Consider the following 11,448-nt stretch of genomic DNA (forward strand, 5'->3'; position numbering starts at 1 on the left):
ATGGCACTTCATTTCGTCGCGGATGCCGCGGGCACCGCGCGCGCGGGCGGGGTCGTCGAGCTGACCGGCGCGGAGGCGCACCACGCCGCCGCGGTTCGACGCGTGCGCACCGGCGAGCAGATCACGATCACCGACGGGCGAGGCGCTTGGATCGATGGCACGATCGAGAGCGCGGAACCTTCGTCGGTGTCGGTGCGGGTGATCTCCCGCACCGACACCGACGAACCGACCCCCCGGCTCGTGCTGGTCCAGGCGCTTGCCAAGGGCGACCGTGACGAGATGGCGGTGCAGGCGGCCACAGAGCTCGGTGTCGATGAGGTCGTGCCGTGGCAGGCCGCGCGCAGCGTCTCGCGCTGGGAGGGCAAGAAGATCGCCAGAGGCAGGGAGCGCTGGGCGTCGATCGTGCGGGAGGCGGCCAAACAGGCGCATCGCGCATGGCTGCCAGAGGTGTCGGAGCCGGTGTCGACGAAGCAGCTGGTTTCGCGCGCGGGAACGGCGACGATGCTGCTGCTCGACCCGCGGTCCGACAGCGCGCTCACCGCGACGGAGCTTCCGGATGACGGCGAGGTGATCCTCGTCGTGGGTCCGGAAGGCGGCATCTCCGCGGACGAGATCGACGAACTCACGGACGCGGGCGCACGCGGCGTCAGACTGGGCGAGACCGTGCTGCGCACGTCGACGGCGGGTCCCGCCGCCCTCGCCGTGCTCAACGCCAGGTGGGGCCGCTGGTGACGTCCGGCGCCGCCCGCCGAGATGCGGCACTCCGCGCCCCGCTGCCGCTGTGGGCGGCCGTGCTCGTCGCGGCTGCTGGCGGCTTCGCCCTCGATCTGGCCTTCCCCAGCGTCGGCGTCTGGCCTCTCGCCTTCGTCGCGATCGCGCTCCAGCTCGTCGCGCTCATCGGCCGTCGCGCCTGGTCGGCGTTCCTCGTCGGCCTCGCGTTCGGGGCGGCGTTCTTCTATCCGCACATCGACTGGATCACCCAGTTCCTCGGCGACAACCCGCTGCGCTGGGTTCCCTGGGTCGCTCTCGCCGGCCTGCAGAGCGTCTTCACCGGCGCTGGCGCCGTCCTCGTCGCGCTGGCCTACCGATGGACGGCTCGTTGGGCCGGCTGGGTGCGGCTCATCGGCGTGCCAGCGCTCGTCGCCGGCGTATGGACTCTGCGCGAGAATGTGATGGGGTCGTGGCCGTATGGCGGTTTCGCCTGGGGCCGGATCGGAATGAGCCAGTCGGAATCGCCGCTCGCACCGGTCGCTTCGTGGGTGGGGATCGCCGGGCTGACGTTTCTCATCGTCTGGCTGTGCGCGATGCTCGTCGAACTCGTGCGCGCATGGTCGCGGCATCGCGCCGCCGACACGGGGTCGCCGCGCGGGTGGCTCGCGCCCCTGCCTGCAGCTGCGCTCGCGCTGCTCGTCGTGCTCCTGCCGCAGTTTCCCACGACGCCGGCGGGAACGCTCGCGGTCGGTGCCGTGCAGGGCAACGGTCCGACGGCGTATCTCGACGAGCGCGGCTACCTCGACGCGGGGCGCGCACAGCTCGACGCCTCCGGCGACGTGTTCGACCAGGACGTCGACGTCGTGCTCTGGCCGGAGGGCGGGCTCGGCGGCGATCCCCGCTCCGACGGCCAGGCGGCCGCACTGCTCGACGGCGCGACCGCACTGTACGGTGCTCCGCTCATCATGAACGCCGCCAGCTCATCCGGAGACGACGTCTACAACATGTCGATGCTGTGGGAGCAGGGCGGCGCGACGCAGACGCACTCAAAGCGGAACCCGGTTCCGTTCGGCGAGTACGTACCGGATCGGGAGATCTTCGAGAGCATCGCACCCTCCCTGATCGGCCTGCTGCAGCGCGAGTACACGCCGGGAACCGACGCTCCTGTGTTCGACGTCGCGGGCACGAAGATCGGCCTGGCGATCTGCTTCGACGTGATCAGCGACGCGCTGATGCGAGAGGCGGTCGTCGGCGGTGCACAGGTCTACATGCTGCAGACCAACAACGCCGACTTCCGGGGCACGGACGAGAATCTGCAGCAGCTTGCGTTCGCGAGGATGCGGGCGATAGAAACGGGCAGAACCGTCGTGAATCTCTCCACGGTCGGCACGAGCCAGATGATCGCGCCGGATGGCACGACGACCGACGCGATCGGCATCGACGAGGCCGGCGCGATGGTCGACGACGTCGAGCTCCGCACCGGGCTCACCCCCGCCGTGACGCTCGGCGCCTGGTTGTCAGGGCTGATCGCGTGGGGCGCCCTTGCGATGCTCGTCCTCGCCGGGCTTCACGTGCGGCTCAGAAGGCCCGCATCGCGGGCGACGGTGTGACGTACGCTGAGGCCATGAGCGATGACATCCGGTCGGAGTTGTCCGACGAGAAGTACTGGTTCAACACCAAGACGAACTCCGTCGAGTTCGGCAAGCTCTCCGCCGCGGTGTACCGGATCGGTCCGTTCGACACCGAGGACGAGGCGTCGAACGCGCGCGAGAAGGTCGCCGAGCGCAGCAGGGCGTGGGCGGAGGACGAGGCGCGCGACGACAGCTGGGAGTGAAGCGCGCTGTTCGCTTCCGTGTGAGCTGCGCGCCCGTGTGAACCGTGCGCGTAACCGGCGCGCAATGTGCATGTCATAGGCTGAGTGCGACGTAGACGCTTCGGCCCGAGAGGACCCAGATGGACAAACAGATGGACTTCGTTTTGCGCACCATCGAGGAGCGCGGCGTCAAGTTCGTGCGCCTGTGGTTCACTGATGTGATCGGCACGCTGAAATCGGTCTCGATCGCGCCTGCCGAGGTCGAGGGCGCGTTCAGCGAGGGGATCGGCTTCGACGGCTCGGCGATCGAGGGACTGACCCGTTCGCACGAGTCCGACCTGCTCGCCCATCCGGAGCCGTCGACGTTCCAGGTGCTGCCGTGGCGCGGCACCGTCGACCCGGCCGCCGGCATGTTCTGCGAACTGCGCACACCGGACGGGCAGCCGGCTGTCTCGGACCCGCGCAACGTGCTGAAGCGCTCGCTCGAGAACGCGGCGGATGCGGGCTTCAGCTTCTACACGCATCCGGAGATCGAGTTCTATCTGCTGAAGTCGCGCTCGTTCGGCGACGACGGCCCCATCCCCGTCGATTCGGCAGGCTACTTCGACAACGTGCCGGGCGGCACGGCCCACGACTTCCGTCGCAGCTCGGTCCGGATGCTCGAGGACCTGGGCATCTCCGTCGAGTACTCGCACCACGAGGGCGGGCCAGGCCAGAACGAGATCGACCTGCGCTACGCCGACGCGCTGACGATGGCGGACAACATCATGACGTTCCGCACGGTCGTCAAGGAGGTCGCGATCGAGCAGGGCGTCCACGCGACATTCATGCCGAAGCCGTTCGCCGAGCACCCGGGTTCCGGTATGCACACGCACATGTCGCTGTTCGAGGGCGACGTGAATGCGTTCTACGAGGAGGGCGGCGAGTACCAGCTCTCCAACGTGGGGCGGCAGTTCATCGCGGGGCTGATGATGCACGCGCGGGAGATCGCAGGCGTGACCAACCAGTTCACGAACTCCTACAAGCGGCTGTGGGGCGGCGACGAGGCGCCCAGCTACGTGACCTGGGGCCATCTGAACCGCTCCGCGCTGGTGCGCGTGCCGCGCTACAAGCCGGGCAAGGGCAGCTCGGCGCGCATAGAGCACCGCGGCATCGACGCCGCGGCGAACCCGTATCTGGCATACGCGCTGATGCTCGCTGCAGGCCTGAAGGGCATCCAGGAGGAGTACGAGCTCCCGGCGGAGGCCGCTGACAACGTGTGGGCTCTCAACGAGCGCGAGCGCCGCGCCCTCGGGTACAAGGCGCTGCCGCAGTCGCTCGATGAGGCGGTCGCCGCGATGGAGGACAGCGAGCTCGTCGCAGAGACTCTGGGAGAGACCGTCTTCAGCTATGTGCTGGCGAACAAGCGCGAGGAGTTCCAGCGCTACCGGCAGCAGATCACGCCGTTCGAGCTGAAGACCCAGATGAACATCGTCTGAGGTCAGCGCGATGGTCGGCAGGGATCGGGTCAATCAGCACACGCGGCTCATCCGGCTCGGTTTCACACGCATCGATGAGGTGCTCGCGATGCTCGACGAGCTCATCGAGCGGACCGGGGCGTCTCGGGAGGAGCTGGTCGACGCCAGCGTCGAGGCAGCCGACCCCAACGAGGCGCTGCGGTCGCTGACGTGGGCGGCGCGCAACGACGGCGACGCCGTCGCACGAGTGCTCGCCGATGCGCACGGCAGCCGCGTCGCGTGGCGGCTGCTCGGCGCGTCGCGCGGCTTCGGAGAGTTCTACCTGCGCAGGCCGGACAGCCTCTCCGGTCTGCTGACCGCAGGGGAGTCGCTGCCGACGCCGCAGGAGATGCGCGAGGCGCTGTTCGCGGCCGTCGGCAGCTCATCGGACGGCTTCGCCGCCGAGTGCGACGAGGGCGCGTGGGTGTCGATGCGCGTGGCGTATCGCGAGCAGCTCGCCCGCATCGCCGCGTACGACCTGCTCGTCGACGACCCGATCGAGGCGCTGAACGCTGTGGCCGCCGCGTTGGCGGACCTCGCATCCGCCGCGCTGGACGCCTCGCTCGCGATCGCACGGGCACAGCTCGTCGAGGGTGCCGCTGGCGTCGGGCGATTCACACGCGAGGAGGTAGATGCGACGCGCTTCGCCGTCATCGGCATGGGAAAGGCCGGGGCGCGCGAGCTGAACTACGTCAGCGACGTCGACGTGATCTTCGTCGCCGATCGGGCAGACGGCGCCGAGATCGCCGAACCGCGCATGCTCGATGTCGCCACCAGGCTCGCCAGGCAGACGATGCGCGGCATCTCGGGCTTCGAGATCGAGCCGCCGCTGTGGGAGGTCGACGCGAATCTGCGCCCCGAGGGAAAGAAGGGCGCGCTGGTGCGCACTCTCGCCTCGCACATCGCCTACTACGACCGCTGGGCCGAGAACTGGGAGTTCCAGGCACTGCTGAAGGCGCGCCCGCTCGCCGGCGACGCGGCGCTCGGAGACGCGTACATCGAGGCGATCTGGCCGCACGTGTGGGAGAGCGCGGGGCGCGACGGCTTCGTCGGCGGCGTGCAGCGGATGAGGCAGCGCGTCGAGGAGCACATCCCCGATGAGGAGATGGAGCGCCAGCTCAAGCTCGGCGCGGGAGGCTTGCGCGACATCGAGTTCGCGGTGCAGCTGCTGCAGCTGGTGCACGGCCGTACCGACGACGCGATCCGGCTTCGCGGCACGCTGGAGGCACTCGATGCGCTGGCGCGCGAGGCGTACATCAGCCGTCAGGATGCGGCGCAGTTCGACGCCGACTACCGCAGGCTGCGCCTCTGGGAGCACCGTCTGCAGCTGCAGGGGCTCAACCGCACGCACCTGATGCCGGCCGATGAGGAGGGCATGCGCGTCCTTGCCCGTGCCTCGGGTCTGGGATCGGCCGGCGAGCTGACCAGCGAGTGGAGCCGTGTGCGCCGCGAGGTGCGCGACATCCACGTGCGCATCTTCTACCGGCCGCTGCTCGGTGCGGTCGCCGCGCTCGGCGACGAAGAGGTGCGGCTGTCGACGACATCGGCGCGGGCGCGATTGGCGGCGATCGGGTTCCGCGATCCGGATGGTTCGCTGCGGCATCTGCACGCGCTCACCCGCGGCATGAGCCGTAAGGCGCAGATCCTGCGTCATCTCGCCCCCGTGATGCTGCGCTGGTTCGCCGACGGTGTCGATCCGGACTACGGCCTGCTCACCTTCCGCAAGATCAGCGAAGCGATCGGCACGACGAGCTGGTTCCTCCGGATGCTCCGCGACTCCGCCGGTGCCGCCGAGGGGCTGACGAAGCTGCTGTCCGGGTCGAAGTTCGTCGGCGACCTGATGGAGATGATCCCCGAATCGGTGGGATGGCTCGAAAGCGAGCAGAAGCTGCGGCCGCGCTCGACGGAGCAGATCGACGGCGAGGCCCGGGCCATTCAGGCGCGCCACGCCACGATCGAGTCGGCGATGAAGGCCGTGCGGGCGATGCGGCGCCGCGAGCTGCTGCGCGCGGCGATGGCATCGATGCTCGGGGTCATCTCGATGCCGGAGCTGTCGGCGGCGCTGACCCGGATCACCGAAGCGACCATCCAGGCGACTCTGCGGGCTGTGTTCCGCGCGGTCGTTCCGGACGACGCGCAGGATCTCGATTTCGCGATCGTCGGCATGGGCAGGCTCGGCGGCGCCGAGATCGGCTTCGGCAGCGACGCTGACATCCTGTACGTGTACCGCCCGGAGTCCGTCGCCCCCGAGGTCGCGCAGAAACTCGCCGAGCGGATCGTCGCGGAGTTCCGGCGGGTCGTCGAGGACGCGCGGGTGCCGCTGGAACTCGACGCCGATCTGCGCCCCGAGGGCAAGAAGGGTCCGCTCGTGCGCAGCCTCGAGGCCTACCGCGCGTACTACGCGCGCTGGTCGCTGTCGTGGGAGGCGCAGGCGCTGCTGCGGGCACGGGGCATCGCTGGGTCGACGAAGCTGATCGACGCGTTCATGGCGATGGCCGATGAAGTGCGCTACCCGGAGCATCCGTCGGAGCAGGGCCTGCGCGAGATCCGGGTGATCAAGGCGCGCGTCGAGGGGGAGAGGCTGCCGCGGGGCGTGGACCCGAAGCGTCATCTCAAGCTCGGGCCGGGCGGCCTCAGCGACGTCGAGTGGCTGGTGCAGCTGATGCAGCTTCAGCACGCCCACCGGGTGCCCAGCCTGCGTACGACGTCGACTCTCGATGCTCTGGCGGCGGCAGAGGACGTCGAGTTGGTCGACGCCGACGCGGCGGAGCGGTTCCGTGAGGCGTGGCAGCTGGCGACCCGGCTGCGCTCGGCGAACACTCTGCTGACGGGCAGGACGAGCGATGTGCTCCCGACCGATACCCGCGACCTCGACGGCATCGCCCGCATCCTCGAGTACCCGCCGGGCTCGGCGGTCGAACTCGACGAGGACTGGGCCAGAACGTCTCGCCGCGCTCGCTATTCCTTCGAGCGCCTCTTCTACGGCTGAGCAGGCTGCCGAGACGCGTGGCGGCGGCCCAGCGACGAGTCAGCGCGCATGGGCTCCGGATGACGCCCGGCTGTGGTCGACGCGGCACTGATCGTTCCGCGGCTTCGGAGGCCGCATCACAGTCGGCGCCATGCACGCGGTCCGAGTGCGACCGCACGGCCGTCGATGACGACTGTGCGCGGGACCTCCGACAGGCTCGCCGCCAGTGTCGTGCTGCCGGCGCGGAGGGCCCAGACTCGGTCGTCGGAGGAGCGAGCCGTCTGCAGCGGGGCTCCCGCACAGACAGCGAGCGCCCGGATGGCCTCGGCCACAGGCAGGTCGTCACCTGACGCCGTGCGGATGCCGCGCGGGCCCCACTCCTCGAAGAAGCTGAGCGTCGTCACTCCGGGGACGGAGAGTGCGGAGGCTGACGCGATCACCCACGCGGCGAGTTCCGGGGCGCTCTGGCGCGGGTCGTCGGCGTCGAGCAGCTCTGGACCATAGCCGTTCGACAGATCGGCGACCGAAGGCCGTGGGAGCGTCCTCGTGGCGACATTGTTCACGTGCGCGCGCAGCGTGATCGGCCCGACGTGCACGGGCGCGTCGCCGGCGATGCGCACGGCCTGCTCGGCGACGAGTCGCTGCATGGCGATCGACTGCTCGACCTGCAGCGTCTCGAACGCATGGAATGTCGGTGTGAGGCTGAACACTACGCCGTCGAGCCCGGCAGGAAGCCGGTGGTGCTCACGGTTCAGCTCCGTGAAGTGGCTGCGCGTGCCGCCGATGACCGGCACAGTCATCCCGGCCTCGGTCAGCGCGGCGCGGAGCAGCGCGATCGCGCCGGTGTCCGAGACATGCTGCGCATCGTGCCCCGAGGGCCGGAACGCTGTCGCGCGGGCGATGTCGAGGTCGGCCAGCGCGCGAGCGGCGTCACGCAGCGCGGTCGCGTCTTCGGTCTCGGGCAGAACGAGCCGCACGTCGAGCGGCAGGCCGCTGCGAGCCGCGCGCTTGAGGACAGCGGGCCACCCGTCCCAGCCGAGGTCGACCTCGACCAGCAGATCCGCGCCGACCGGGGCGGGAGCGGGCCCGACACCCGGAGCCGTCGACGCTCCGACGGAGACGGCAGGCATCGCGCCGGCGTCGGAGAACGCGAGGGCTTCGGCTCCTGCTGAACCGCCTGCGTCACCGGGAGCGGTCCGTGAGCCGTCGGATGCCGCCGACCCGGTGAGCTGGGCCGCGGGGCCGTTCGCACCGGACGAGGTCGAGCGTTCCGATGCGGTGCCCGACTTCGCATCCGGCACGGCAGCATCCGGATCAGCCTCGGCGGTCAGCCTGACCGACTGACGCACGGTCTCGCCCGCCGCGATGGGATAGGGGAACGGCAGTGCGAGCGGCCGGCTGTACGTCTTGTAGGAAGCATCGGTCCAGTTGCGCTGATCCTCCATCTCGAACACATCGCCGTCGAAGGCGCAGCTGATGCGCACGCGGTTGTGCGACCAGGCCAGACTTCGGATGTCGAGGGCAGGCTGGTGCGGCGAGATGTCGACAGGGAAGGCGGTGCTCTCCGCCGAGCCGTCTGAGTGCTCGATGTGCAGCGCGGCACCGGAGAGCTGCGGCGGATGCAGCACGATGAGCCCGGTGCGGTTGGTGAGGTAGTCGTGCCTGCTCGTGGCCTCCAGGTCGACGGCGAGTGCGCCGCCGTCGACCGAGACGGAAACGGATGCGTCGAATCCGGCGCCGAGTCGGTCGGTGACCAGTTCGATCCGGATGCCGTCAGCCCCTGCCTCGACGCCGGCGACGGTCCACACCGGTGTCGCCCAGTCGCTGTCGCGCGTCACCGCGCGCACGCCGCGCAGCACGTCGACGCCGCGATACCGGATGCGTGAGATCTCATCGTCGCGCAGTTCGAAGCGCCAGTCGCCGACGGCGAACTCCCGCACGCTCTCTGTGACCCAGGTCATCTCGGCTCCGCTACAGCGTGGTCATACCGCCGTCGACGGTGAACATCGCACCCGTGGCGAATGCGCTGTCGTCGCTGGCGAGGAAGGTCATCACACCGGTGATGTCGTCGGGGGTGGCCGGCCTGCCCAGTGGGATGCGGCTCGTGATCGCGGCACGCGCATCCGGATCCTCACGGATCGCGGAGACGAGCGACGTCTCGGTGTACGGCGGCACGACGGTGTTGACTCGTATTCCGTCGGTTGCATATGCCGCGGCGACGGTGCGGGCGAGGCCGTGGATACCTGCCTTGGTCGCACTGTAAGCGGTGAAGTCGCTGCCCTCGCCGTTGACGCCCGTCGGGCTGCCGGTGAGGATCACGGAGCCGCCGCCTGCGGCGAGCATCGAGCGGACCGCGTGCTTCACGGTGAGGAACGTGCCGGTCAGATTGATGTCGACCGTACGGCGCCACACGTCGAGGTCGAGGTCCGCAGCCTTCGCATCCTGCCCGAACAGCTGCACACCGGCGTTGGCGACGACGACGTTCGGTGCCCATCCCGCATGGTCGAGCTCACGGAACATCGTCGCGACCTGATCCTCCTGCGAGATATCGACGAGCGCGGCACGAGCACGCTCGCCGATGTCCGCCGCTGCGCGCTCCGCCGCGGACGCGTCGCGATCGGCGAGCACGACGCGCGCGCCCTCAGCGGCGAACCGCGCCGCCACGGCCAGACCGATGCCGCTGCCGGCTCCGGTGACGAGCGCGGTCTTTCCGTCGAGACGGGTGGTCATACAGGCTCCTCAGCGCGTGATCTTGTCGAGGTGGAGCATCCTGGCGAGGTTCTCGTCGAGCTCGTCGTCCTGGAAGATCTTCTTCCAGTCGTCCTTGATGATCATCTCGCGACCGTACTTCATCGCGATCAGACACGCATCGCTGAACGGGTTGTCGCCACGCAGCCCGTTGGCGAGCGCCACCTGGGTGTGACCGTACAGGATGCTCCGCGCGGCCGCCTCGGGAACGCCCATGGTGTGCACGGTCTCGTGCAGGGCCTCGTCGAGCAGCTCGCCGATCATGCAGGCGACGGTCTCGACCAGCGTGGGCTCGAGCTGGGCGAGCTGCTTGATCGTGACGAAGTGCACGTCGATGACCGGCGCGTAGATCGCGCGCACGGTCTCTTCGACGAGTGTCTTCGCGGCAGGATCGTCGCTCTCGACCGCGGCGATCGCATCCTGCGGAGCCGCGATACCGCCGAAGGTGTCCGCCCACTGCTCCGGAGTCTCCCGCTGCAGGAAGATCGAAGGGTGGCAGGGGTGTGCGACGGCCTGGATGACATCGTCGCGCTCGGTGAGCAGGCCAGCGTATGCGGCTGCCGGGTCGAGAGTCAGACAGACGGCGCCGGGCTTCATCTGCGGCACGAGCTCCGCGGTGACCGCGCTGAGCGCGAGGTCGGGAACGGCGAGCACGACGATGTCGGCATCGGCGACGGCGGTTGCGGCATCGGTGAGCTCGCGCCCCGCCTCATGGGTGCGCTCCTGTCCGGCCGGGGAGGTCTCGACGTAGCGGACGTCGTGATCGCTCCTGACGAGGTTGTTCGACACGCGCATGCCCATCTTGCCGCCGGCGCCGATGACGGCGATCGTGTACTTCTCGCTCACTGTGTTCTCCTCAGATAATCCAGGGCCGTGCGGGTCCATTCCCGCTCAGCCGCGATGGTGGTGGGTGCGTCCGACTGCCACGGCAGCCAATGCTCGACGATCTCGTTGATGCCTCGCTCGCGCGGCCGCACGGTCTGCAGCAGGTGCTCGTAGTCGTGCAGTCCCTGGCCCATGGGCGCACCGCTGTAGGTGAAGCCGACCCAGCCGTCCTGCCGTGCGAAGGCGAAGTCCTTCACATGCACGTTCTTCACATGCGGCGACGAGGCGGCGACGCACTCGGCGGGTCGCTCGAGGCGCGCTACGACGTTCGCCGGGTCGAGGCAGATGCCGAGCTCGTCGCTCCCGATCGCCTCGACGAGCCGGACGAGGTCAGCCGTGGCGATCTGCTCGTACGTCTCGAGCGCGAGCGTGACGCCGGCCGATTCGAAGCTCCGGATGGCGTCGTGCAGCCACGAGGACGCCTCGCCGAGTGTCGGATCCGAGCCGGGAGAGGAGACCATGCTGCGCACCAGTGAGGCGTCGAAGATCTCGGCGAGACGCAGGTACCGCTCCAGATGCTCCGGCGCGATCCCCTTCGTCCCCAGCTCGATCGTGAGGCCGTTGTCGCGTGCGGCGGATGCCGCCTCGCGCAGCTCGGCTCGGTTCATCCGCTCGAGCGGTGCGTAGTCGCAGATCTGGAAGAGCCCGACGTCGTGGGCACTGGCGTCCTCGAACTCGTCGATGAGCGTCAGCGGCCTCTCGACGCGATCGGAGCGCCGCCAGAAGTAGGCATAGGAGCCGAGGCCGATCATCGTGCCGTCCCGCTTCTGGCGATGATCGAGCGCGGTGGTGGGGGATCCGTGGAGCAGATGATGTCAGTTTCGCTG

General features: G+C 69.3%; 9 protein-coding genes. 5 read left to right on the forward strand and 4 right to left on the reverse strand.

What is annotated here, in order from left to right:
* The 5 genes from DZG09_RS10130 to DZG09_RS10150 all read left to right on the forward strand — a co-directional run bounded on the left by DZG09_RS10130 (position 1) and on the right by DZG09_RS10150 (position 7,009).
* Complete coding sequence (locus tag DZG09_RS10130; protein ID WP_119697626.1) at positions 1–732, forward strand: 16S rRNA (uracil(1498)-N(3))-methyltransferase; 732 nt, start codon at positions 1–3, stop codon at positions 730–732.
* Entirely contained in the window at positions 729–2,321 is a 1,593-nt protein-coding gene (gene lnt / locus DZG09_RS10135) for an apolipoprotein N-acyltransferase (protein ID WP_119697974.1), read from the forward strand. The genes DZG09_RS10130 and lnt overlap by 4 nt, the downstream gene beginning before the upstream one ends.
* 14 nt (positions 2,322–2,335) lie before the next feature.
* Positions 2,336–2,545, forward strand: a complete 210-nt coding sequence (locus DZG09_RS10140; RefSeq protein WP_119697627.1) for an SPOR domain-containing protein — start codon at positions 2,336–2,338, stop codon at positions 2,543–2,545.
* A gap of 119 nt (positions 2,546–2,664) precedes the next feature.
* Positions 2,665–4,002, forward strand: a complete 1,338-nt coding sequence (locus DZG09_RS10145; protein WP_119697628.1) for a glutamine synthetase family protein — start codon at positions 2,665–2,667, stop codon at positions 4,000–4,002.
* 10 nt (positions 4,003–4,012) lie between these two features.
* The gene (locus DZG09_RS10150) at positions 4,013–7,009 is read left to right on the forward strand and encodes a bifunctional [glutamine synthetase] adenylyltransferase/[glutamine synthetase]-adenylyl-L-tyrosine phosphorylase (protein ID WP_119697629.1); all 2,997 of its coding nucleotides are present in this window, start codon (positions 4,013–4,015) and stop codon (positions 7,007–7,009) included.
* 116 nt (positions 7,010–7,125) lie between these two features.
* Here the strand turns inward: DZG09_RS10150 and DZG09_RS10155 are convergent, their stop codons facing one another.
* From DZG09_RS10155 to DZG09_RS10170, 4 genes are read right to left on the reverse strand one after another with little or no spacing between them, the layout of a single operon-like run.
* Complete coding sequence (locus DZG09_RS10155; protein ID WP_119697630.1) at positions 7,126–8,949, reverse strand: D-apionate lactonase family protein; 1,824 nt, start codon at positions 8,947–8,949, stop codon at positions 7,126–7,128.
* A 10-nt stretch (positions 8,950–8,959) separates the two neighbouring features.
* Complete coding sequence (locus DZG09_RS10160; protein WP_119697631.1) at positions 8,960–9,718, reverse strand: SDR family NAD(P)-dependent oxidoreductase; 759 nt, start codon at positions 9,716–9,718, stop codon at positions 8,960–8,962.
* A gap of 9 nt (positions 9,719–9,727) precedes the next feature.
* Positions 9,728–10,621: a phosphogluconate dehydrogenase C-terminal domain-containing protein gene (locus DZG09_RS10165; protein WP_119697632.1), complete on the reverse strand. Its 894-nt coding sequence runs from the start codon at positions 10,619–10,621 to the stop codon at positions 9,728–9,730.
* A complete protein-coding gene (locus DZG09_RS10170) occupies positions 10,579–11,373 on the reverse strand; it encodes a sugar phosphate isomerase/epimerase family protein (RefSeq protein ID WP_119697633.1) in 795 nt (264 codons plus the stop codon). The genes DZG09_RS10165 and DZG09_RS10170 overlap by 43 nt, the downstream gene beginning before the upstream one ends.
* Between the last annotated feature and the right edge of the window lie 75 nt (positions 11,374–11,448).

Origin of the sequence: Microbacterium halotolerans (assembly GCF_003569805.1) — a bacterium.
Taxonomy (GTDB): Bacteria; Actinomycetota; Actinomycetes; order Actinomycetales; family Microbacteriaceae; genus Microbacterium; species Microbacterium halotolerans.